This is a genomic window from Nocardia sp. NPDC102475 (assembly GCF_055584605.1).
This window is the reverse complement of record NZ_JBVJLS010000002.1, coordinates 68,129-92,151: the sequence shown is the minus strand read 5'-3', so window position 1 is coordinate 92,151 and position 24,023 is coordinate 68,129. Positions and strand designations below refer to the sequence as shown.

At 64.8% G+C, this 24,023-nt stretch carries 20 protein-coding genes; 14 read left to right on the top strand and 6 right to left on the bottom strand.

Translation table 11 applies throughout. From position 1 onward, the window contains the following. Positions 1 to 76 precede the first annotated feature (76 nt). The 6 genes from ACZ60G_RS03395 (at position 77) to ACZ60G_RS03370 (ending at position 8,693) form a co-directional block, all read left to right on the top strand. Complete coding sequence (locus tag ACZ60G_RS03395; RefSeq protein WP_387290652.1) at positions 77 to 199, top strand: hypothetical protein; 123 nt, start codon at positions 77 to 79, stop codon at positions 197 to 199. A gap of 94 nt (positions 200 to 293) precedes the next feature. Beyond that, positions 294 to 1,535, top strand: coding sequence for a cytochrome P450 (locus tag ACZ60G_RS03390; RefSeq protein ID WP_465806906.1), 1,242 nt, complete (start codon positions 294 to 296; stop codon positions 1,533 to 1,535). A gap of 800 nt (positions 1,536 to 2,335) precedes the next feature. After that, positions 2,336 to 2,755: a response regulator gene (locus tag ACZ60G_RS03385; RefSeq protein WP_465806904.1), complete on the top strand. Its 420-nt coding sequence runs from the start codon at positions 2,336 to 2,338 to the stop codon at positions 2,753 to 2,755. 35 nt (positions 2,756 to 2,790) lie between these two features. Then, complete coding sequence (locus tag ACZ60G_RS03380; protein ID WP_465806902.1) at positions 2,791 to 7,188, top strand: HAMP domain-containing protein; 4,398 nt, start codon at positions 2,791 to 2,793, stop codon at positions 7,186 to 7,188. A 64-nt stretch (positions 7,189 to 7,252) separates the two neighbouring features. Further along, positions 7,253 to 8,119: an LLM class F420-dependent oxidoreductase gene (locus ACZ60G_RS03375; protein WP_465806900.1), complete on the top strand. Its 867-nt coding sequence runs from the start codon at positions 7,253 to 7,255 to the stop codon at positions 8,117 to 8,119. A 106-nt stretch (positions 8,120 to 8,225) separates the two neighbouring features. Then, entirely contained in the window at positions 8,226 to 8,693 is a 468-nt protein-coding gene (locus tag ACZ60G_RS03370) for a PaaI family thioesterase (RefSeq protein WP_040699891.1), read from the top strand. A 44-nt stretch (positions 8,694 to 8,737) separates the two neighbouring features. Here the strand turns inward: ACZ60G_RS03370 and ACZ60G_RS03365 are convergent, their stop codons facing one another. The 6 genes from ACZ60G_RS03365 to ACZ60G_RS03340 are packed head-to-tail and all read right to left on the bottom strand — an operon-like array spanning position 8,738 to position 13,670. Then, positions 8,738 to 9,580 carry an acyl-ACP desaturase gene (locus tag ACZ60G_RS03365; protein ID WP_465806898.1) on the bottom strand — a complete coding sequence of 281 codons (843 nt, stop codon included), beginning with the start codon at positions 9,578 to 9,580 and terminating at the stop codon, positions 8,738 to 8,740. Between the two features lie 9 nt (positions 9,581 to 9,589). After that, on the bottom strand, positions 9,590 to 10,423 hold the full coding sequence (locus ACZ60G_RS03360) for an SAM-dependent methyltransferase (protein ID WP_465806896.1): 834 nt from the start codon (positions 10,421 to 10,423) through the stop codon (positions 9,590 to 9,592). Beyond that, entirely contained in the window at positions 10,420 to 10,680 is a 261-nt protein-coding gene (locus ACZ60G_RS03355; protein ID WP_465806894.1) for an acyl carrier protein, read from the bottom strand. The genes ACZ60G_RS03360 and ACZ60G_RS03355 overlap by 4 nt, the downstream gene beginning before the upstream one ends. Beyond that, positions 10,677 to 11,204, bottom strand: a complete 528-nt coding sequence (locus ACZ60G_RS03350) for a PaaI family thioesterase (protein ID WP_465806892.1) — start codon at positions 11,202 to 11,204, stop codon at positions 10,677 to 10,679. Before ACZ60G_RS03350 ends, ACZ60G_RS03355 begins: the two co-directional genes overlap by 4 nt. Positions 11,205 to 11,207: 3 nt before the next feature. After that, entirely contained in the window at positions 11,208 to 11,996 is a 789-nt protein-coding gene (locus ACZ60G_RS03345) for a ferritin-like domain-containing protein (protein WP_465806890.1), read from the bottom strand. A 24-nt stretch (positions 11,997 to 12,020) separates the two neighbouring features. Then, positions 12,021 to 13,670: a fatty acyl-AMP ligase gene (locus ACZ60G_RS03340; RefSeq protein ID WP_465806888.1), complete on the bottom strand. Its 1,650-nt coding sequence runs from the start codon at positions 13,668 to 13,670 to the stop codon at positions 12,021 to 12,023. A gap of 225 nt (positions 13,671 to 13,895) precedes the next feature. On the opposite strand from ACZ60G_RS03340, the gene ACZ60G_RS03335 reads away from it, so the two are divergent. The 8 genes from ACZ60G_RS03335 (at position 13,896) to ACZ60G_RS03300 (ending at position 24,020) form a co-directional block, all read left to right on the top strand. Next, positions 13,896 to 15,134, top strand: coding sequence for a cytochrome P450 (locus ACZ60G_RS03335; RefSeq protein ID WP_465806887.1), 1,239 nt, complete (start codon positions 13,896 to 13,898; stop codon positions 15,132 to 15,134). Continuing rightward, complete coding sequence (locus ACZ60G_RS03330; RefSeq protein WP_465806885.1) at positions 15,131 to 16,396, top strand: cytochrome P450; 1,266 nt, start codon at positions 15,131 to 15,133, stop codon at positions 16,394 to 16,396. The genes ACZ60G_RS03335 and ACZ60G_RS03330 overlap by 4 nt, the downstream gene beginning before the upstream one ends. Before the next feature lie 80 nt (positions 16,397 to 16,476). Then, the gene (locus tag ACZ60G_RS03325; RefSeq protein WP_465806883.1) at positions 16,477 to 17,829 is read left to right on the top strand and encodes an FAD-dependent oxidoreductase; all 1,353 of its coding nucleotides are present in this window, start codon (positions 16,477 to 16,479) and stop codon (positions 17,827 to 17,829) included. 92 nt (positions 17,830 to 17,921) lie between these two features. Next, positions 17,922 to 19,184 (top strand): cytochrome P450, encoded by a 1,263-nt coding sequence (locus ACZ60G_RS03320; RefSeq protein WP_465806881.1) that lies wholly within the window; start codon positions 17,922 to 17,924, stop codon positions 19,182 to 19,184. Positions 19,185 to 19,420: 236 nt separating this feature from the next. After that, the gene (locus ACZ60G_RS03315) at positions 19,421 to 20,353 is read left to right on the top strand and encodes a LysR family transcriptional regulator (RefSeq protein WP_465806879.1); all 933 of its coding nucleotides are present in this window, start codon (positions 19,421 to 19,423) and stop codon (positions 20,351 to 20,353) included. 103 nt (positions 20,354 to 20,456) lie between these two features. Then, the gene (locus ACZ60G_RS03310; RefSeq protein WP_465806877.1) at positions 20,457 to 22,118 is read left to right on the top strand and encodes an AMP-dependent synthetase/ligase; all 1,662 of its coding nucleotides are present in this window, start codon (positions 20,457 to 20,459) and stop codon (positions 22,116 to 22,118) included. Positions 22,119 to 22,167: 49 nt separating this feature from the next. Next, the gene (locus ACZ60G_RS03305) at positions 22,168 to 23,418 is read left to right on the top strand and encodes an NAD(P)/FAD-dependent oxidoreductase (protein ID WP_465806875.1); all 1,251 of its coding nucleotides are present in this window, start codon (positions 22,168 to 22,170) and stop codon (positions 23,416 to 23,418) included. Then, positions 23,415 to 24,020 carry an SGNH/GDSL hydrolase family protein gene (locus tag ACZ60G_RS03300; RefSeq protein ID WP_465806873.1) on the top strand — a complete coding sequence of 202 codons (606 nt, stop codon included), beginning with the start codon at positions 23,415 to 23,417 and terminating at the stop codon, positions 24,018 to 24,020. The genes ACZ60G_RS03305 and ACZ60G_RS03300 overlap by 4 nt, the downstream gene beginning before the upstream one ends. Positions 24,021 to 24,023: the final 3 nt, after the last annotated feature.

Sequence of the window (24,023 nt, the reverse complement as noted above, 5' to 3'; positions counted from 1 at the left end):
GATTGCTTTGTAAGCAAAGGTAATTTAGAGAGCCAAGGTATGTCAACGGAGCCTGGTCTATCCCTGAAAAGCTGCGATGATCACCCAGGATGTCAAAGCCCCCGACGGCACCGTTGTCGACAGCATCGACCTCACCGCCAAGGTGACCCTGCAGCGCTCCGGTCGGGACTGGCGCATCGATTCGGTCGAATTCGTCTGAGCATGTGAGGGCGTTATCGGCGTTCGGGGTGCGTGGCGATGGGTGGGTGCATAGGCTCACAGAGCTTGTATTTCGATTGCCTGGAGTTTTCTCGATGACGATGCCGTCTTCGGCGCACAGCCGTGCACCGTTCACTTCGCCGATCGGCACGGATGGGCCGCGGGTGGCGTTGTACACGCCGGAATTCGCGGCGGATCCGCATCGGGCGTATCAGGATATGCGGGAGCGGTACGGTGCGCTGGTCCCGGTGGATCTGGCGCCGGGGGTGCCCGCCACATTGGTGGTCGGCTACTACTCGGCGTTGCAGATCCTCAATGATCCGGATCATTTTCCGGCCGATCCGCGCACCTGGCAGCAGAGTGTGGCCGCGGACTGCCCGGTGCTGCCGATGATGCAGTGGCGACCGAATGCCTTGCGCAATGCCGGTGAAGCGCATGCCAGGTATCGGCAGACCAATGTCGCGGGCCTGGAGAAGGTCGATCAGTACCACCTGCACGATACGGTGGCGAAACTCGCTGTTCCGCTGATCAATTCGTTCTGCGGCGACGGGGCGGCCGATCTGGTGCGCCAGTACGCGTTTCCGCTCGCCTTCACGGTGCTCAACGCCATGCTCGGGTGCCCGGACGATATCGCGCAGCAGGCCGCGACCGGTATGGCCGCGATCTTCGAGGGCATCGATGCCGAGCACGGCAACCAATTGCTCGTCGGGGCGATGCTGGAATTGACCCAGCTCAAACGCATCGAGCCCGGCGACGACATCACCACCCGGATGCTGCGGCATCCGGCGGCGCTGAGTGATACCGAGATGGTGCACCAGTTGGGCACGCTGTACGGCGCGGGCATCGAACCGCAGCAGAATCTGATCGTCAATGCCCTGCTGCTGATCCTGACCGACGAGCGGTTCGGCGGCAGCGTGCTCGGCGGGACCATGTCGACCAGGGACGCGCTCGACGAGGTGTTGTTCAACAATCCGCCGATGGCGAATTTCTGCATCACATTTCCGCGCCAGCCGATCCTGATCGATGATGTCTGGCTACCCGCCCACCAGCCGGTCGTCATCAGCATCGCCGCCTGCAACACCGATCCGGCGATCGTCGCGAATCAGTACGCGGGCAATCGCTCCCATCTGGCCTGGGGCGCCGGACCACACGTATGCCCCGCGAATTCGATGGCCTACATGATCGCCCAGGACGCCATCGACCAACTACTCGACGCGCTGCCCGAGATCCGCCTCGCGGTGCCGCCCGAGCAGCTGACCTGGCGGCCGGGTCCCTTCCACCGCGCACTCACCGCGCTCCCGATCGCCTTCCCGGAATCCCCGCCACTATTGTCCTAGGAATCTGCTGAAACAAGGCTTGTTTCGGTGCCGCCGCTGTGGCGTCCTTCGATATTCATCGGTGGGATGAGTCGTCGTAATAATTGGCCCGGAATCGCGTGTCGACGAGTTTCACGGCCGGGGACCTAGCTACGAATCTGTTCGAGTGCCGCAATAAACTAGCTACTCATGTGGCAGCCTCATCAGAATTGCGCGGTTTGTGGTACTAAAAGCAATCAGCGGTGAGCTGTTCTATATTTAGCGCAAAATGAGGTCAGCGGACCGCTCCGCTGCTAGATCGCCTGACAATTGGTTCGCGATTATTGAATATCCCAGTCCGTCCTATACCTATCCGCCAACCTATTTCCGAGATGTATAGGTCGTATATTCTCCGCATAGCCGTGTCTCCCCGACACCGATAACCATCATGTGAAGCTCGAAGGCTGCCCCGCCGCAGGTACTCGACGGTATGTCGCCCGATCCCCGCAGCGACATCGGCGGACGGCAGGCTCGATGCTGCTTCACTCGCGGTGTGGTGACGAGGGTTGCCGCTGATATACGTGTGCCCCGATCTGTGGCGATGCAATAATGCGCAATCAATCACCGCCAGGACCTGTGTCAATCGCTGTATCGGCGGTAGGCTGCAGCAGTATTGCGCCGACGTCGACAGCTTGCCGAAGGTGCGGTCACCATCCTGTGACACGACCGCAGGATGGTAGGAATATTGTGTCTATTCGATTGAGATGATGAAATTTCTATCAGAAAGTACGGCTGGTAGAAATCCGTCAGCAACGAACCGGCATCGATGTAGACTGACATTTATGTCGGCCGATGTCGGCCCTGGTCAAACCCGGCTACTGGTGGCGGAAGATCACCCTATGGTGGTGATGGCGTTGGACTCCGCCTTCGAGCTCGTCGACGACATCGAGGTCATCGAAATAGCGAGCTCGGTCGAGGACACCATTGGTGCTGCAAGCCGTCACCATCCGCACGTCATCCTGCTCGACCGGCGACTGCCCGATGGAGATGGGATCGATGCGATCGAGCGGCTGCGCATTGTCGCCCCGGAGGCCAGGGTGCTGGTCTTCACCGGGGATGCGAACCAATCCATCGTCGACCGCGTGATCGCGGCGGGTGGCGCCGGCCTGGTGCTCAAGACCGGAATGTTCGACGACCTACTGGACGCTATCCGGCGGGTCGCCGCCGGCCAGGATTGCTTCGACGTCGACCTCGGGTACTGAGCGGCCGCACAGGCGAAGTTAGGTAGGTACAGCTAATGGTCCACGACACCGTGACCATGGATCGAGTAGGCAGCAACGACGAAGAACGCCTGCAGCCCCTTTTGGACGGGCTCAAAGCGGTACGCGATGGTGACTTCCGGCGGTCCCTGCCCAAGGTCGGTGATCCGCTGCTGGACGAGATCGCCACCGTGTTCAACGGCATGGTGGACCAGCTCTCACTGTTCACCACCGAGGTCACCCGTGTCGCCCGAGAAGTGGGCACCGAGGGCAAGCTCGGCGGCCAGGCGTCGGTGCCCGGGGTCTCGGGCACCTGGAAGGATCTGACCGACTCGGTGAATGCGATGGCGGACAACCTCACCGCTCAGGTCCGCGACATCGCCGGCGTAGCGACGGCGGTGGCGCGGGGTGACCTGTCACAGAAGATCACCGTGGATGTCAAGGGAGAGTTGCTGGAGCTGAAGAACACCATCAACACGATGGTGGATCAGCTCTCGGCGTTTGCCGGTGAGGTGACCCGTGTCGCCCGAGAGGTGGGCAATGAGGGACGGCTAGGCGGTCAGGCACAGGTGCCCGGCGTGTCGGGAACATGGCGGGACCTCACCGAATCGGTGAACATCATGGCGGGCAATCTCACCGCGCAGGTCAGGTCGATCGCGGAGGTGACGACCGCGGTGGCGAAGGGCGACTTGTCGCAGAAGATCACCGTGGATGCGCGTGGCGAAATCCTGGAGCTGAAGTCGACCATCAATACGATGGTCGATACCTTGTCCTCGTTTGCCGACGAGGTCACCCGCGTTGCTCGCGAGGTTGGTACCGAAGGTCAACTCGGTGGCCAAGCCCAGGTGCTGGGAGTCTCGGGCACCTGGAAGGGCCTGACGGAGTCGGTGAACTTCATGGCGGACAATCTGACCGATCAGGTGCGCTCGATCGCCCAGGTAACCACCGCGGTTGCGCGCGGGGATTTGTCGCAGAAGATCCGGGTCGATGCCCGGGGCGAGATCCTGGAGCTGAAGGACACCATCAATACGATGGTCGATACCTTGTCTTCGTTCGCTGACGAGGTCACCCGCGTCGCTCGTGAGGTTGGTACGGAGGGGCGGCTCGGTGGCCAGGCCGATGTGAAAGGCGTATCCGGTACCTGGAAGGACCTGACCGAGTCCGTCAATGTGATGGCGGACAATCTGACCGATCAGGTGCGCTCGATCGCCCAGGTCGCTACCGCGGTTGCGCGCGGGGATTTGTCGCAGAAGATCCGGGTCGATGCCCGGGGCGAGATCCTGGAGCTGAAGGACACCATCAATACGATGGTCGATACCTTGTCTTCGTTCGCTGACGAGGTCACCCGCGTCGCTCGTGAGGTTGGTACGGAGGGGCGGCTCGGTGGCCAGGCCGATGTGAAAGGCGTATCCGGTACCTGGAAGGGCCTGACCGAGTCCGTCAATGTAATGGGGGACAATCTGACCGATCAGGTGCGCTCGATCGCCCAGGTCGCTACCGCGGTTGCGCGCGGCGACCTGTCGCAGAAAGTCACCGTCGAGGCCAAGGGCGAGGTCGCCGCGCTGGCGCAGACCATCAATACGATGGTCGATACCTTGTCTTCGTTCGCCGACGAGGTCACCCGCGTCGCCGCGGAAGTGGGCACCGAAGGCATCCTCGGCGGGCAAGCGCGCGTGCCCAATGTCGCAGGCACCTGGAAGAGTCTCACCGACAATGTGAACTCGATGGCGGGCAACCTGACCAGCCAGGTTCGCTCGATCGCCCAGGTCACCACGGCCGTGGCGCGCGGCAACCTGTCGCAGAAGATCGACGTCGATGCGCGCGGCGAGATCCTGGAGCTCAAGACCACGATCAACACCATGGTCGACACGTTGTCGGCGTTTGCCGCCGAGGTGACCAGGGTGGCACGCGAGGTAGGTAAGGATGGTCGGCTCGGCGGACAAGCCGAGGTCGAGGGCGTATCCGGAACCTGGAAGCGACTGACGGAGAACGTCAATGAACTCGCGGGCAACCTGACGCGTCAGGTGCGTGCCATCGCCGAGGTCGCGAGCGCGGTGGCGACCGGAGATCTCACCCGATCGATTTCTGTCGAAGCGCAAGGTGAGGTCGCCCAACTCAAGGACAACATCAACACAATGGTGCAGTCCCTCCGCGAAACCACCCGCACCAACGAAGAGCAGGCATGGCTCAATACCAACCTGGCGCGGATGTCTGGACGCCTACAGGGACACCGGGATCTCAGCGCGGTCGCCCATCTGATCATGAACCAGCTCACCCCGCTCGTCGGCGCCCAGTACGGTGCGTTCTTCTTCATGGAATCCGAAGACAACCGCGTGCAGTTGCGGCTGATCGCGGGCTATGGGCGCAATGCGGACAACGTCGCATTCGAGCTGGGCCAGTCGCTGGTCGGGCAGGTGGCGCTGACCAAAAAGGCGATCGTGGTCGATCGGACACCGCCGGACTACGTCCAGATCAGCTCCGGTCTCGGGGCCGCGCGACCGGTCAACCTGATCGTGTTGCCGATCGTGTTCGAGGACCAGGTGCTCGGTGTGATCGAGCTGGCCTCCTTCAGCCGGTTCACGCTGGTACAACAAGATTTTCTGGAACAGCTGATGGAAAGCATCGGCGTGAATGCCAACACGATCATGGCCAACGCGCGCACCGACGCCCTGCTCCAGGAATCGCAGCGACTTGCGGGCGAGCTGCAACAGTCCAATGCGGCACTCGAAGAAAAGGCAGAGCTGCTGGTCCGCCAGAACCGCGATATCGAAATCAAGAACTTCGAAATCGAACAAGCCCGGCAAGAGATCGAGGAACGTGCCCAACAGCTCGCGCTGGCGTCGAAGTACAAGTCGGAGTTCCTTGCGAACATGTCGCACGAGTTGCGCACACCGTTGACCAGCCTGCTTATCCTTGCGGGCATATTGGCGCAGAACACCACCCGGAATCTGACCTCGAAGCAGGTCGAATTCGCCAACGTGATCCAGTCCGCCGGCAAGGATCTACAGCAGCTGATCGACGATATTCTCGACCTGTCCAAGGTCGAGGCAGGGAAGATGGACATTCAAAGGGAGTTCGTGCCGCTGCAGCAGCTGCTGGAATACGTGCAGACAACGTTCCAGCCGCTCATCAGCCAGAAGGGCCTCGAGTTCGAGGTCGATGTCGAACCGGGCGTTCCCACTCACCTCAACACCGATGAGCAGCGGCTGCGGCAGGTGCTGCGCAATCTGTTGTCCAACGCGGTCAAGTTCACCGACAAAGGCATGATCCGGCTCAGTGTGTGGCGACAGGACGACCGCATCGCGTTCTCCGTGAGCGACACCGGAATCGGTATCGCAGAGCAAAATCTGGAGAACATCTTCACCGCGTTTCAGCAAGCCGACGGCACCACCAGCCGGCGATACGGCGGTACCGGCCTCGGCCTGTCGATCAGCAGGCAGGTGGCGAACTTGCTCGGCGGTGAGATTCGTGCCGAAAGCCGGCTCCGCGTCGGAAGTACGTTCACGGTCTATCTTCCGGTGACACCGCAACTGGAGGTCGCGGCCGAGTCCAGGACGCGGTCGAAGCCGATCGATCGTTCCATACTTGTCATAGAAGACCAGGACAGCAGGCCGCTGACCCGGATGGTCCGTGGGGTCGTCAGGGCACTTGCGGACACCGCAGGGTCGGTCCGCATCGAGTCCGTCGGTACCTCCGACAAGGCAATCGAGGCATTGCCGGCCTGTCCATACCGGTGTGTCCTGCTGGACGCGAGCCTGCCGGGCGTCTGCACGCCGGAGTTCCTGCGTGAGCTCCGCGAGGGCACGGAGTCGAGAAGTATTCCGCTGCTTGCACATCCGGTCTATGAACTCGGCCCCGAACAGGAACGGCGTATCGAGGCGGATGCCCGGGACCAGCAGGTCGAACTGGTGGCTTCGCCCGATGAGTTTTGCGAACGGTTCATCCTGTTGCTGACCCATCCGCACCGCACGGAGCTCGAAACACCGGCGCGGCAGGCAGACCAGCCCAGACTGGCCGGACGCAAGGTCCTGATCATCGATGACGATGCCCGCAATGTCCTGGCGATCGCGGGAGTGCTGGAACTGAACGGGATGTCGGTGGACCATGCGCCCAACGGGCGAAAAGGCATCGAAACACTGCAGGCCAACCCGGGTGTCGATGTAATCGTGATGGACGTGATGATGCCGGAGATGGACGGATACGCCACGACGGCGGCGATACGGAGAATGCCCCGCTTCGACCGGCTCCCGATCATCATGGTCACCGCGAAGGCCATGGCGGGCGATCGAGAGAAGAGCTTGGCATCCGGCGCCAGTGACTACATCACCAAGCCCGTCGACCCCGACGAACTGCTGGAGTGCATCGACCGCTGGCTGCAAGCCGGCGACCGACCGGGCGAACCAGGCCCGGTGGTGGAACTCGATGTCCGGGCGTAGGCCACTGCTGTCCTAGGACCGACGATGCCTCCCCGGCGCGCCCCGGTCGTGCCAGGCTCGGCTCATGCGACTGAGTATTTCCCTTGCCGACTTCACCTGGCCGGATTCACCGGGTGCGATCGGCCCGCGAGTCGACCGGATCGTGCGCGCCGCCGATCAGTCCGGGCTCGACTCGGTATTCGTCATGGATCATCTGTTCCAGATCGGCTCGAACGGTCCCGCGGAACACGACATGCTCGAGGCCTACGCCGCGCTGGGGTACATCGCGGCGCGGACCGAGCGAATTCGGTTCGGCGCTTTGGTCACCGCCGTCAGCTACCGGGATCCGGGTCTGCTGGTCAAGAGCGTCACGACCCTCGATGTGCTCTCCGGTGGCCGTGCCTGGCTCGGCATCGGCGCGGCCTGGAATGGCGATGAAGCCGCGGGTCTGGGCCTGTTCTTCCCGCCGACCTCCGAGCGATACGAGCGCCTGGAGGAAACCCTGCGGATCGCGAAGCAGATGTGGGCGGGCTCCGAAAAGCCTTTCCACGGACAGCATTACACGCTCGAACGCCCGCTCAACGTCCCCAACGCGCTGACCCGGCCGCATCCGCCCATCATGATCGGCGGCCAAGGTGAGCGAAAGACACTGCGCTTGGTCGCGCAATACGCCGACGCCTGCAATCTGTTCGGTGAATCCGCCGAGACCGTCGCGGCCAAGCTCGAAGTCCTGCGCGGGCATTGCGAAGCCGTCGGCCGTCCGTACGAGGACATCGAAAAGACCATGGTCGCGTACTGGTACCCGGATAAATCGGTTGCCGAGCAGGCAGATTCATTCGCCCGCTTTGCGGATGTGGGCATCCAGCACGTCGTACTCGGCCGCCCCGGCCCGTTCGTGGACGAGGACTTCGAGCAGATCGCCGAATTGGTGCACGCGGTCGCCGACCTCTGATTTCGATCAGCCGATCGAAGCTGGGTATGCAGTGGGTCGTGGCCAGGTGGAGTTCACCGGGCGCTGGTCGAATGAGCTGGCATTGTTCGCCAGGGAGGAAGAGGCCATGACCAGCATCGATACTCACAGCAATGGGACCGTCGCCACCCGCGTCGAGGAATTGACGGCGGTATTCGAGCGGGGGCTGCAGGAGAATCTGGGGGTCGGCGCGTCGCTGGGGATTCGGCTGGAGACGGCGGGGGACGGGTACACCCGGTACTACCTCGATCCGAATCCGGCCACCATCAACGCCATGTTCACGGTGCACGGCGGGGTGATCGCGACGCTCATGGACACCGCGATGGGGAGTGCGGTATTCACGAAACTCGGTGACGGCGTGGCATATACGACGTTGGAGCTGAAGGTGAATTTCATTCGGTCGGTGACATTGGACGGATCGCGGCTCACATGTGAGGCCAATGCGATTCACGTCGGGCGCCGCACCGCGACAGCGGAGGGGCGGATCGTGGATGCGAACGGCAAGTTGATCGCGCATGGCTCGACCACGATTCTGGTGCTGAATCCGGAGCAGTGAAATAAATAGCCCTGCCTCCGAACATGTGGAGGCAGGGCTATTTGTCAGGCCAGCGCGTTGCACTCGCCGATGAAACGAACCAATTCGTCGAGCCGGTCGGATCTGGCATCCACCGTCCGGTCGATCACCTTCACCAGATGCTCATAGGCCTCGGTGTGGTCGTAGGAGGCCACATCGGCGATCTTCAGCGCCCACCGCCAGTAGCCGCGCATGGTATCGGCCAGTGGCATGCGGAAATTGGCGATGACATCGCGGATCGGCTCCACGGTCGCATCTCCCTGCACCCGCAGATAGCGCCCGACCACATCGGCCATGAAGCTGAAATGCCTTGCCTCGTCACGGGATAACCGGCCCAGCACCGCCGCCAGGATCGGGTCGTCGACCACATCGCGCAGGTGCTGGTAGTACATCTGGGTCGCCTTCTCCTGCACCAGCGCATAGGCGAAGAACTGCACCGGGTGGTCGTAGGGCAGATCGAACGGCTTCTGTCCCTCGATCGCCAATTCTTCACGGAGAGAGCTACGTTCAGCGATACCGGACGCTTCCTGGTATCGGGTGAGCGCGCGTGCGTGGGTATCCTCCTCCAGCGCCCACCGCACGGTGAAGTGGTAGAGCTCGCGGTTGTGGACGAAGGTGGCCCGGTCCACGGTGTCGTCCACCGGGAAATGCCGGTGGTACACATCGAAATAACCGGGCAGATGATCCTCGATGAGGGTGACGAACTGCACCGCCGAGCGCTGCCCCTCGGTGAGCCGGCCCGCATCGGCCAGCGACCAGTCGAAGGCGGTCTCCACATCCCAGGCCCGCGTGACCGGAGAGGCGGCGAGGAAGCCGTCGACCGCGGCGGCCACCTCGTCGACCGGAATCAGAGCTGACTCCATATTCATCTGCGTCTCCTACCGGGCATTGCGACAGGTCAGCGCGTAATGCTTGGTCGTATAGCCCCATCCGGCATTGGCGATCTCCAGGTAGTGCCGCAGCTTCGCGGCCAGCCCGGGGCCGTGCGCGTCGATGCGCTCGGCGGCCGCGTCGACATTGGCGATCCAGTCATCGATGGTGCGGCGGTAGTGCTCGGTGAGGTCGTCCACCGCGATGATCGAGAAACCGGCGTCCTCGGCGGCGGTCAGCAGCTCCGACAGTGGGCGCAGATCACCCCAGCCGAAAATGTCCTCGCGGACGAATTCGGTGCCGACGCGGGTGTCGAAGGCATTGCGGGCGGAAGCATTTCGAAAACAGCTCTCCGAGACATAGAGTGCGCCACCACGCCGCAGCACCGCCCGTGCACGCCGGAAAACCGCGCCGAGGTCGGGCATATGCACGATCGAGCCGAGCAGAGTCACCGCGTCGAAGCTGCGCACCGGCAGGTCGAGCTCTTCGAAGTGTCCGACCTTGGTGTGTACCCGTACGGTGACACCACGTGCGACGGCCTGTTCGGCGATGTACTCGTGCTGGCGCGGTGCCGGACTGACTCCCATTGTGTCGCAACCGAATTCCTCGGCCATGAACAGGATCAGCGAACCCCAGCCGCAGCCGACATCGAGCAGTCGTTCCCCGCCGCGCAGTCCGAGCCGATCGGCGACGAAGCGCAGCTTCTGCCGCTGCGCCTGTTCGAGAGTATCGGTCGGCGAGTTGTACAGCGCCGAGCTGTATTTGCGCAGCGGGTCGAGGAACTGGCCGAAGATATCCGGATCCAGGTCGTAGTGCTGGTTGGTATCAGCGGTGACGGTCATGCCGCCGCCTCGTGCAGGGCCCGATCGACCACCTTGACGACATCGGCGAGCGTGGAGAGACCGAACACGTCCTGGTCCTCCAGCTCGATGTCGTAGGTGCGTTCGATCTTGGCGACCATGCGCAGCACGCGCACCGAATCGACGCCAGCCATGCCGCGCAGGTCGACGTCGGGCCGCAGTTCGGCCTCGGCGATGCCGGTCTCGGTGGCGGCGATATCGGTGACGGTGCGCAGGATGTCGTCGGCGGTGTGGGTCATTGCTGAACTCCATTCGAAGAGAGGGCATTCGCGGTGGTCAGTGCGTGCGAGAGCAGGGCGACCTCGTCGTCGCGGAGGGTGAGTTGATGGCGGACCGCATCGAGTTCGAACCGCTGATAGGCCGCGTTGGAGGTGGCGCAGACGGTGCCGTCGGCGTCCAGGATCTCGGCGGACGCCTGAATCGGGTGCTGCGAATCGGATAGTGTTGCCACACAGTGGTATTCACGGTCGATCAGCAGTGGGGAAATGAATCGGGTGCGTTGCGAGACCGTGAATGCGGGATGGTGGCGGGCCAGCACGATGAGATTGCCCATCACCTCATCGCAGATCACGCCGATGAGCCCGCCGTGCACAACCCCCGGGTAGGACTCGAAGCTTCGTCCGAGCCGGAACCGGGCCTGTAGGCCGTCCGGATGTGGTTCGAACTCGAGGCGCAGCCCGGACGCGTTGTGCGGGGAGCAGCCGAAGCAGTGGTAGTCCGGAATCACCGACCACGGCACCTGGACCGAGCTGTGTCGCTCCATGAGCTAGGCGATCGCGTCGGCGAGGGCGCGGCGGACCTTCGCATTGGAGGACAGGTCGAGGCCGGTCATATTGGCGAAGGTGCGACGCACCTTGTCGTGCAGCACCTCCAGCTCACCCTCGGCGGCGACCTGTTCGAGGAACAGATCGAATCCGGTGTCGATGGTCTCGTGGTCGCCGAGTTCGCTGATGCCCGCCTTGAAGGTGCTCACCGGATGCTTGATCTTGGCCTCGGAGCTGTAGACGTAGAGGGTCTCCAGCACCGATGGCAGCTCCTCGGGGCGCTGCTCCAGCCGCTTGGTGGCGTAATGGATGAATTCGCGGGCATGTCCGGCCTCATCGCGGCTCGCATCGAGCAGCAGGCCCTTCAGCACCGGCTCCTGCACCCAGCTCGCGACGGCGCGGTAGATGTGGTTCACCGTGAGTTCGGAGATGATATTGGTGGCCAGGGTGGCCGAGGGAGTGCTACCGGGCGCGTACGGCTCGCGCATGGAGTCGACGGCCTTCTCGTCCACGCTCTCGCCGACGGCGCCGAGCCAGGAGCGAAAAGCGTAGTGGTGCTGCACTTCCTGGTAGCCCCACACCACGGCGAAGGTGGAGAAGTCGTAGTCGTCGACGAATTCGTTCATGAAGCCGTGTACCGCGGCGATGACATTTGATTCGCCCATCGTCGCGCTCTTGGCCAGGGTCACGTATTCGGGGCGGACAAGTGCGCGGTCGACGGAGTCGAGGTCCAGATCGGTCAGCCGCCAATGCAGGCGCTCGTAGTGACGGAAGACTTCATAGCTGTGCACAGGAGGCTCCAGTTCGGTCGAAGGTCATTGCCGTGGGGAGATGAGGTCGCGGGCGGCGAGGCGCTGCAGTTTGCCGCTGCTGGTGCGTGGAATGCTGCGTGGTGCAACGAGATACACCGCGACTGCGGCAAGTCCGAGTTCGGTGGAGATGCGGCCGCGGATCTGATCGGCGAGCGCGTCTGCCGCGGCGCCGGTGCATTCGGATTCGGCGATCAGCGCGATGACATCCGCGCCGTCGGGGTCGGTTGCGGCGGTGCAGCGGCCCTTGTAGATGCCGTCGAGGTCGCCTACGGTGGCCTCGACATCCTGGGCGTAGTAGTTGACGCCGCGCACGGTGATCATGTCCTTGCAGCGGCCGGTGACGAAGAGTTCACCATCGCGCTGGTAGCCGAGATCGCCTGTGCGCAGCCAGCCTTCGGTGTGCAGTTCCGCCACGCTCGACGGGTCGGCGGTCAGGTAGCCGTCGGTGACCGAGGGGCCTTGGATGTGGATTTCGCCGACCGCGCCGTCCGGAAGTTCTTCGCCGGTATCGAGATCCACGATCCGCAGTCGCAGATCGGCTACGGCGGAGCCGACACCGGCAACGGCGCGCGCTCCGGGTGTGTCGGGCGAAACAATCTGTGCCCGAGCATCTTCCGCGAGTCCCGCGCGGTCAACCCACTCGAACAGCGGCTCCCGGCCGAGCGGTGGGAAGGCCACGGCGAGGGTGGCCTCCGCCATGCCGTACACCCCGAACATCGTCGAGGGCGCGAAACCGGCGGGCGCGAAACGCTCGCAGAACGCCTCGACCACATCGCGGGAGATCGGTTCGGAACCGTTGAAGGCAATGCGCCAGCGCCGCAGGTCGTAGTCGGTGACCTCGTCCGCCGGGATGGCGTTGAGCAGCGCCTCGTAGCCGAAATTCGGCATGGCGGTGATCGTGGTGCCGCTGGCCGCGAATTCCGCGAGCCAGCGGGCCGGATCCTTGACGAATGCCAGCGGCGACCAGACGTGCGCCGGAATTCCGCGCAGGATCGCCGACAACGTGCCGAACAGGCCCATATCGTGGAACAGCGGCAGCCAGAATCCGCCCTGATCGGTCAGGTCGAGCGCGATTCCGGTGCGGATCGCGGCCAGCCCGCTGAGGGCGTTGTGATGGGTCAGGCGAACGCCTTTGGGGGTAGCGGTGCTGCCGGACGTGAACTGCACGATGGCCAGATCGTCGGCGTTGATTGCGGGCAGCGGGGTGCTGTCCTCGGTGAATAGCGTTGCGGTGTCGACCAATTCGACGTTCACCGCGGTGTCGAGCAGCGCGGCCAGATCGGCGAAGCGGTGCGACACCAGCACCGTGCGCATCCCGGCGGCCGCCACAATGGTCGCGAGCTTCTGCGGATATCCGCTCAGCTGCGCGGAACCGGCGGGCAGGGGCAGGGGAGTCGCGGCACCGCCCGCCGCCGCGACACCGAACAGCCCGATCAGGAATTCGGGCGCGTTCGGGCACAGGATGCCAATGGGCTCGCCCCGCTGTATTCCGCGCCGGACCAGCGCTGCGGCAGCTCCGTGGGAGAGCCGGTCGAGTTCGGCGTAGGTCAGCGTTTCCGAAACCGACCAAAATGTGGCGGCCACCTCGGGGTGCTCGGTCGCGATCCGGGCCAGCCGGCCCGGCAGCGTTTCGGCCGATTCCGCAGAATTCATGTCTGCCACGACAACAGCGAATTGTGACAACGCCTTGAACGCATTGTGAATTACGGTCTGCGATAAACATCCGCGATCATTCAATCGCGTTGCCCGATAAGGTATTCGGGCTATGGCGCGATAGGAACGGGCAATCGTCGCCGTACCGCCGGGTGCGACGGCACCACGATGGACCGGAATTGTTTTCGCCCGGTGTCCATTTCGCATTCCATTCAGGAGTTGCCGGTGAGTTCCGACCATTCCGCGGTCGAGGAGTCGACCCCGGTGCAGCTGGCGGTCGTCGAGAGCGTCGCACCGCATATGCGACACAATCCGTATGACAGTTATGCGGTGCTGCGCGACGCGGGCCCCTTTGTGCCCGGACCGCACGATATGCACTTGGTGACCCGTCACCACGAGGCGCAGACGATCATGCAGGACCCGCGCTGGAGCCACGCCGAGGAACCACAACTGCTGCACGGCGACAGCGATGTCGAACTGCCCGGCTCGTTCCTCTGGATGGAGCCGCCGGAGCACACTCGGCTGCGCGGACTGGTCAGCAAGGCATTTACCGCGCGCACCGTCAGCGGCATGCGGGACCGGGCCGAACAACTGGTCGACGATCTGCTGGCGAAAATGCTCGCCGCGGGCGAGGTCGATCTGCTGGATGCGCTGGCCTATCCGCTGCCGCTCACCATGGTGTGTGAGCTGCTCGGCGTACCGGCCGAGGCGCATGAGCACGTGCGTCAGATCTCGACCGGCATCGCCCGTGGCCTGGATCCGGATCTGCTGCTCTCGCCCGAGGAATTGGCCGCACGCACCGCGGCGGTGCACGCCTTCCTGGAGTTCTTCGGCGATCTGGTGGAGCAGCGCCGCAAATCCCCACGCGACGACCTGATCACGGCGCTGGTGCAGGCCGATGACGCGGGCGCTCGGCTGACTCGTACCGAATTGCTGGGCACGCTGCTGATTCTCGTGGTCGCCGGGCACGAGACGACCGTCAACCTGATCGGCAACGGTGTGCTCGCGCTGATCCGCAATCCCGAGGAGTTCGAGCGGCTGCGCGAATTCCCGGAGCTGTGCGAATCCGCCGTCGACGAGGTGCTGCGCTACGACGCGCCGGTGCACCTCACCACTCGCACGGCGCACGACGTGATCACCGTTTCAGGACGGACTTTCGCGCCCGGTGATGCGGTGATCGTGCTGCTGGCCTCGGCCAACCGCGACCCGGTCGCCTTCCCGGCCGCCGACAAGTTCGATATCGCGCGATACGCCAGGGGACGAAAGGCCGAGCGGCACTTGTCCTTCGGCCTCGGCCTGCACTACTGCCTCGGCGCGCCGCTGGCCCGGCTGGAGATGCAGGTGGTGCTGCGTGCCATCGCCGATCGGGTCGGCGCCATGACCCTGCTCGAGGAACCGCCGTATCGGCCGAATGTGGTCGTGCGCGGCATGTCCGAACTTCATGTGCGGCTGGAGGGAAAATGAATACAGCATCGCGGAGCGATTCCATGGGGGGTGGCGGCCGGGTGACGGGTGGGCGTACAGCCATTCCTATTACGTTCGATGCCTTCGATCCCAGTGCGCGGGCGGACCCGTATCCGGCATACCGTCGGGTGCGCGATGCCGCAGCACTGTTCCCGTACGAATTCGGCGATGTGCCGGTCACTTTGATCACCCGCTACGAGGAATGCGCCGCCATCCTGACCGGCTCGGACTGGGGCCACGGCTACGCCGCCGGAATCAGCCCGTTCCGCGACACCACCGCCGCGATTCCGGGCTCCTTCGTCCGAATGGACCCACCAGAGCACGGCCGCTACCGCAAGCTGGTGGCGAAGGCATTCACGCCGCGGTTGATGGCGGAGATGGTTCCGGTCGCCGGTCAGGTGGTCAGCGACCTGGTCGACGCGGCGGTGCGGCGTGGTGAGCTGGATGTGCTCAATGATCTCGCGGTACCCCTCGCCGTCGCGATGGTGCCGGTGCGGCTCCTCGGCGCCGATCCGGCCGATGGCGCATTGTTCCGCGAGTGGCAGCTGGCGATCGCGCGGGGCAGCGACCCGGATTCGCTGCTCGGCCCGGACGAAGTGGCCGCACGTGGCACCGCGGCAATGGAGTGCATGGGTTACTTCGCCCGGCTGATCCAGCAGAAGAAGGCGAATCCGACACCGGATCTGTTGAGCGCGCTGGTGGCCGCGAGCGGTGCGCAGCTGACCGAGCCCGAGGTGATCGGGATCGCGCTGCTGACGCTGGTCGCGGGCATGGAGACTTCGATCAACCTGATCGGCAACGGCATGCTCGCACTACTGCGCAATCCGGCTCAGCTGCAACTGCTTCGGGACAATCCGGAACTGATCGGTCCGTCGCTGGACGAGATGCTGCGCTATGACGCCCCGACCCAGTTCACCATCCGAGTCGCCCTGGCCGACACCACCGTCGGCGAGCACGAATTCCGTCGCGGCGACGGCGTGGTCGTACTCACCGCCTCGGCCAGCCGGGATGATCGGGTATACCCGGACGCCGACAAGTTCGATGTCACCCGCTACTCCGGAAAGCGCCCGGCGCGCAAGCATCTCGGCTTCAGCCTCGGCATCCACTACTGCGTCGGTGCGCCGCTCGCGCGAATCGAGGCGGAGGCCGCCCTCGGCACCCTGCTGGACCGGGCCCCGAAACTCGAACTCGCCACCGACACCGTCGAATACCGGCCCAGCCTGATCCATCGCGGCATTGTGTCGCTGCCGGTGTCCCTGTGAGCGAGCGTAGCGAGCGAACCGAAGACACAGCCGGGCATCCGCTCGGTCATGGCGGGGCCGAGCGCCAGCGAGGCGCAGGCATGAGCGAGCGTCGGCACGCGGTGGTGCTCGGTGCGGGCATCGCGGGATTGCTCGCTGCCCGGGTGCTCTCCGAGCACTATGCCCAGGTCACCATTTTCGATCGCGACATGGTGGCCGGCACCGCCATGCGACGCGGTGTACCACAGGCACGGCACCTGCACGGGTTGCTGGATCGCGGCCGGACCATCATCGAACAGCTGTATCCGGGTTTCACCTCCGAGATGGCCGACCGGGGTGCGACCACTGCGGAGGCTTTGGTCGGAACCCGTTGGTACATAGGCGGATTGCGCGCCGCGCCGACTCCGACCGGACTTACCTCGGTAATCGCGACCAGGCCGCTACTGGAAGAGGTACTACGGCAGCGGACGCTCGCCACACCCGGCGTGCGCCTGTGTGAGGGGATGGCGCGCGGCCTGATCGGCGATGCGGCGCGGGTGCGTGCGGTATCGGTCTCCGGCGGCTACGGTGCGGAGGCGCATGCCACCGACCTCATCGTCGACGCGACCGGCCGTGGCTCCCGGGCGAGCGTATGGCTGGCGGCCCTCGGCGCGCGGATTCCACTGGAGGAACGCCTCGAGGTCGATCTCGGCTACACGTCCGGATTCTTCCGCTGGCGGCCCGGACAATTGGGCGGCCACTCCTCGGTGATCATCTCCACCGGCCGGAACGGCCGTGGCGGCGGCGCGATTCGGGTCGAGGGCGACCGCTGGCACATCACACTGGCCGGCATGCTCGGCGACCATCCGCCGACCGATCCGGACGGCTTCGCCGAATTCGCCGCCACCATCGCCGCACCAGATATCCACGAACTCATCACCACCTCCGAACCGCTCGATGAGTTGGTGCCGCACCGGTTCCGCTCACCGGTGCGCCGCCGATTCGAGCGGCTTTCCGCTGTGCCGCAAGGTTTTCTGGTATTCGGCGACGCGCTGTGCAGCTTCAATCCGCTATATGCGCAAGGCATGGCCGTGGCCGCACAGCAGGCCTTGGTCCTGCGTGACTGTCTGCGCGCCGGATCCGAAGCCGAGCTACCTGCCCGGTTCTACTCCGCCGCGGGCAAAGTGGTCGATGTCGCGTGGCAGCTCGCGGCCGGTGCGGACCTCAGCCATCCGGGCGTCGTCGGTCCGCGCACGACGCGCACGCGCCTCACCAATGCCTATGTCGCCCGAGCGCATCGTGCCGCACATGTCGATCCGCAGGTCGCGCGCACCTTTCTGCGGGTCGCCAACCTCGTCGAACCACCCGCGGCGCTCCTGCACCCGTTGATCGCGGGCCGAATCCTACTGCGCGGCAACACAAAACCTGCCGCAATAGCCGAACGCACACCGATCCTCATCGAACCGACAAGGTGACGGGTTCCGCAATGTCGCGCCCCGCACCGCCACATTCCGACCGGCCGCACCGCCAGTTCGGCGGTGCACCGCACAGAAGGGACCACCCCGACATGTCGCAAGCGAATACCGCGGTGGCGGATCAGGATTCCGCCATCCAGACCGCCATCGCCCACTTATTCGGTCCAGAAGGCAGGCCCGATCCCTACACCCCCGCACGGGTCCTGCGTGAAGCGGGCCCGCTGCATCAGACCCCGCTCGGCCACCACCTGCTGACCCGCTACGAGGACTGCACGGCCGTTCTTTCGACCACGGCGTGGAGTCATGCGGAAGAGGCCGCGATGATGCATCCCACCGTGTCACCGGATGATGCGGCCGAGGAGCTGCCCACCTCGTTTCTCTGGATGGAGCCGCCGGACCACACCCGGCTGCGCAATCTGGTGACCAAGGGCTTCACCCCGCGCATGGTGACCCGGCTGCGCCCGCGCATCGAGCAGCTCACCGAGGAGCTCGTCGACAATGCCCTGGCCGCGGGCGAATTCGATCTCGTCGAGATGATCGCCTATCCGCTGCCGCTGATCATCGCCTGCGAGTTGATCGGCGTCCCGCCGGAGGCCTATGAGCGGGTGCACCAGTGGTCCCAGGACCTGGCGCGCGGCTTCGATCACGACTACACGCTGCCCGAGGAGGCGCTGAAGGCCCGCAGCGCCGGTTCGCGCGGCTTCATGGGTTACTTCCGTGAGTTGCTGAACGAACGGCGCCACGACCCGAAGGACGACCTGCTGAGCGTGCTGTCTCAGGTCGAGGACCGTGGCGATGTGCTCACCGAACAGGAACTGCTGGCCACCTGCATCACCACCTTCGTCGCCGGGCACGAGACCACCGCCAATCTGATCGGCACCGGCATACTGCAACTGATGCGCAATCCGGGCGAAATTGCGGCCCTGCGCGCACGTCCCGAACTGACCGCATCCGCACCCGACGAACTGCTGCGGCTGGAGCCGTCGGTGCAGATCACCACCCGCGCCGCCACCCGGCCGATCACCGTCGCCGGCCATGAGTTCGAAACCGGCGAAGGGGTTGTGGTGCTGATCAATTCGGCCAACCGCGACGATGCCGTCTTCGCCGATCCGGACCGGGTCGACGTCGCCAGGTATTCCGATCCGATGAATCCGGCCAAGAAGCACCTCGGCTTCAGTCTCGGCATCCACTACTGCCTCGGCGCACCCCTGGCGCTGCTGGAGATGGAGGTGCTGCTCGACGTGCTGTTGCGGAAAGTGCGTGATATCGAACCGCTCTCGGACGAACCGCCCTATAAGCCGAACGTGGTCATCCGCGGCCTGGAAGCTCTGCCGACGAGGTTCACCGCCAAGTGAGTTGTGCTCGGACCCGGTGTGATAGCGCACCGGGTCCGAAGGTGAGCTATTCGCTATTGCCTCGGCCCGTCGTTTCGGCGATGCTGGATAGTCGCGGCTGATAGCACATATGCGAAACGCATAAGGGTCAGTTCACCCGGCCGCAACGGTCTCGGCAATATCCGTCCCATCGCGGTTCATCCTCGGTTATCTGGCTCCGCTAACGTTTCGGGTACGCGGAATAAGGAGCCGGCGGCATGGAGTTCCGACATCTGGTTTCATTCATCACTATTGCCGAAGAGCTGCATTTCGGCCGCGCAGCGCAGCGCCTGCATCTAACGCAGCCCAGTCTCAGTGCCCAGCTGCAGAAGCTGGAGAAATCACTCGGCGTGCAACTGGTCGCACGTAACTCCCACGAGGTCAAGTTGACCCCGGCGGGCCGAGAATTCGAGAGTCAAGCCCGCATCATCGTGGCCCAGATGGACCGGGCCGCCCAGGTCGCCAAGGCGACCGCCGAGGGGCGCGCGGGCACCCTCAATATCGGTTACAACCTTCCGGCCAGCAGACATGTGCTGCCGGAGGCGCTCACCGGAATGACCGAACGACATCCCGATATCGTGGTGTCGCTGTGGGAGAAGCGCACCGGCCCGCAGCTGGCGGCGCTGGCCGACGGCTCGCTCGACGTGGCGCTGGTCTACGGCCACCCGAGCACCCAGGACTTCTCGTATCGCCGATTGCTGCACCGGGTTCCGCTGGTGGCGGTGGTCGGGCGCAGACACCGCTGGGCCGACCGGCCGGGGGTGCCCTTCGCCGAACTGGCCGGGCAGGAATGTGTGCTGTTCGCCCGCGAACAGTGTCCGGCCATGTACGACTCCATCTTCCGCGCGGCCGCGGACACCAGGATCAGCCTGGCGGTAGCGCATACCGCGGATGATCCCGGTGCGACCGCGCATATGGTTTCGGTGCGTCCGTTCGTCGGATTCGCCTCGCTACCGCGCGCGATCTCGATGGGTATGGGTGCGCCGGGCAGTAGCTCGGTGGCGGTCAAACTGTTCGATCCGGTGCCGACATTGGATTTGTACGCGGTGTGGCGTACAGATGAGACGAATCCGGCGGTTTCGTTTTTCCTGGATTGCATCGATTCCCCCGAACCGGCACGTATAGATATTGCCCGCGCGCTATCGGCTTGAGTCCTTCGATAGGCCATGACATTCGCGCGGTAGGAACCTCTGTATCGGCGGGGACGTAATTCGTTGCCGCCGACCAGAATTCGACATTGTGAATACAGTGTCAGTGACCGAGAACGGAATCGACCTCCCGGACGACGCGAGTTTGTACTCGGTGATTTCCGGTGCGGCCGCGGCACATCCGCAACGGCATTCGCTGTGCGGCGCGGACGGGACCCAACTCACCTGCGCCGAAGTGGACCGGCGGGCACGGGCGCTGGCCTCGGCGCTGGCCGGGCGTGGCGTGCAAGCCGGGGATCGGGTCGCGATCCTCGGCCGCACGAGCCTGGAGTGGGCGCTGCTGGACTGCGCACTGCTCGCTCTCGGCGCGGTGGTCGTGCCGGTGTACCCGACCTCCTCGGCGGCGCAGATCGAGCACATCCTGCGCGATAGCGGCAGTGCGTATTTCGTCGCCGAAGACGAATCCGATGGAGCGCGCCTGCGGGCCGCGGGTGCGGGCGAGGTCTGGACCTTCGCACTGATCGCGGAGTGGACGACCACCGAGATCGACGCGGATCTCGGTGCCCGCATCGCCGCGGTGCACGCCGATGACCTGGCCATGATCGTCTACACCAGCGGCACCACCGGCGTCTCCAAGGGATGCCTGATCACGCACCGCAATATGTTCGTGTCCGCGGCCAATACCGTGCGGCAGACCGGCGAGCTGTTCGACGGCACGACCGTGCTCGCGCTGCCGCTGTCGCACGTCTTCGGCCAGACCATCCTGTTCGCCTGCCTGTTCGGCAGCAGCCGTACGCACCTGCTGCCCGGCATCCCGGACCTGGTGCCGGTGCTGCCGACGCTGCGGCCCACCTTCCTGGCGCTGATTCCCTACGGCCTGGAGAAGATTCGCAAGTACTGCCGAACCCTGCTGTCCGGCACCGAGGAGCAGGAAGCGGTGGCGCGCGGCCTGGCATTGCTGGGTGACCAGGCGACGCCGGAGCCGTCCGACCACCCGGTGGCGGCCGCGCTCGGTGGGCAGCTGCGCTCGGTCATCTCCGGCGGCGCCTCGCTCGACGAGTCGACGATCGGGTTCTACGCCGGATTCGGTGTGGTGCTGCTGAACTGCTACGGGCTCACCGAGGCGGCGACGGCCGTGACGGTCAGTGCCCCGGAAACCAATCGGCTCGGCACCGTCGGGCGACCGATTCCGGGCACTTCGGTCGCCATCGCGGACGCCGACGGCGAGGTGCTGGTCGGCGGCCCGCATGTCTCGCCGGGCTACTGGGGTGCGGCGGCGGACCAGGCCGTTGTGGACGACGAAGGTTGGCTGCACACCGGCGATATCGGTGAACTCGACGCCGACGGCTACCTGCGCATCACCGGCCGCAAGAAGGAGATCCTGGTGACCTCCGGCGGCAAGAATGTCGCGCCCGCGCCGCTGGAGGACCGGGTGCGGCTGCATCCGCTGGTGAGCAACTGCATGGTGGTCGGTGACGGCCGCGATTACGTCACCGCGCTGGTGACGCTGGATCCGGTGCAGGTGCAGCGCTGGCGCGGCGACCATCCCGACGGTGATGTCGAAGCCGCAGTGCAGTCCGCGGTCGACGACGCGAATTCCCTTGTCTCCCGCGCGGAATCGATCCGCGCATTCCGAATTGTGGATGGCGACTTCACCGTTGACGACGGATTGCTGACCTCCTCTCGGAAACTGCGCAGAGCCGCGATCGCCGCGGTCTATTCCGCCGATATCGACTACCTCTACCCGGCACGCCAACCCGCGCAATAGGCGCGGCCGATCTCGAAATCGAATTCGACTACCGGAAAGTGATGCGAACATGTACGACGTCATCGTTGTCGGAACTCGGGTTGCGGGTTCCCCGCTGGCCATGCTGCTCGCCAGGAAGGGTTACCGGGTCCTCGCCGTGGACCGCGCCACCTTCCCGAGCGACACCCCCTCGACCCACTACATTCACCAGGCCGGACTCGGAATGCTGAAGTCGTGGGGTCTGCTGGACGAGGTGGTGGCCTCGGGCTGCCCGCCGATCCGGCACCTGAACTTCTCCTACACCGACATCGTCATCAAGGGCTTCGCCGATGTCGCGGCCGACGGCATCGACGCCGTGTACTGCCCGCGCCGCACCGTGCTGGACAAGATCCTGGTCGACGCGGCCGGCAACGCGGGCGTCGAGGTGATCCACGGATTCTCCGTCACCGAGCTGGTGTTCGACGAGGATCGGGTGGTCGGCATTCGCGGGCGCATCCGCGACGGTGCGGAACAGGAGTTCCGTGCCGGTCTGGTGATCGGTGCCGACGGATCGAACTCGACCGTGGCGAAGGCGGCCGGCACCGAGGTGTACGAGGGCTCCCCGGCGGCGTGCTTCGTCTACTACTCCTACTACGAGGGCGTCGACTGGGGTATGCAGCACCGCACCGGATTCGGTGAGCAGCAGTTCGCGTCGTGGCCGACCAATGACGGACTTGCGCTGGTCGCGGTGATGCGCAAGCGCGACCGGTTCCGCGACTTCCGCACCGATCCGGACGCCGGTGTGCAGGAGATCGTCGACCAGATCGACCCGGAAATCGGTGCGCGCCTGCGGGATACGGGTAAGCGGGTCGAGCAGTTCCGGCCGATGCTCTACCCGGACAACTACCGTCGCCGCTCCTACGGACCCGGTTGGGCGCTGGTGGGAGACGCCGGTTACCACAAGGATCCGTTCACCGGCTGGGGCATTACCGACGCCTTCAAGTACGCCCAGCTGCTGGCCGATCTGGTCGACGCCGGCCTGTCCGGCGCCCGGCCGCTCGACGAGGCGCTGGCCGAGTACCAGGTGGAGCGCGATGCGCAGAGCGCGAGCACTTACGAGCTGACACAGAGCATTTCGGAGCTGTCGCTGACGCCGTACTACGATTCGGTATTCCGCGCGACCAGCTATGACGAGGACTACTCGAAGAAGTTCTTCGGGCTGATCGCGGGAACCTACTCGCCGGACAAGTACTTCGGCGAGCAGGAGCTCACCGAGCTGTACGAGAAGGTCGACTTCCCGGTCGACGCGCGGCATGTCACCAACGATGGGGTGACGGCATGAGTGGGCCCGGCCTAACCGCGCTGGGGGACAGCTTCGTCGAGGGCCGCGGTGACGCCGCGGCCGGTGGCGGCTACCGCGGCTGGGTGCCCCGATTGGGCGGCCAGCTCGGCCTGCGACCCGCTGCCGTGCGCAACTACGGTGTGCACGGGGCCACGACCAGCATTGTGCTCGAACAGCAACTGCGCCGGGCCGTTTCGGCGCGATCGGGCCTCTTCGGTGTCGTCGTCGGCGTGAACGATCTGGTCAGCGATTTCGATCCGGATCGGTTCGAGCGCAACCTCGGAACTCTGTTCGGCACGTTACGTAGCACTGGCGCAACGGTTTTCACGGCGAGCTACCCGGATATTCCGGCCCGCCTGCCGGTGCCGGACGGCTTCCGTGCGCTGCTGCGGGAACGGTTCGACTTCGCAAATACGGTGCTGGCCGCGGTCACCGCCGAAACCGGCACGCTGCTGCTGGATATCGCCGCCCAGTCCGAGTGGGAGCGGCCCGAGGTGTGGACCGCCGATGGTCTGCACCCGAGCTCGCTCGGTCATCACATGTTCGCCGCGGGTGCGGCCGAACTCATCGCGTCGCGTACCGCGACCACCGTCGCCGCCTGATTT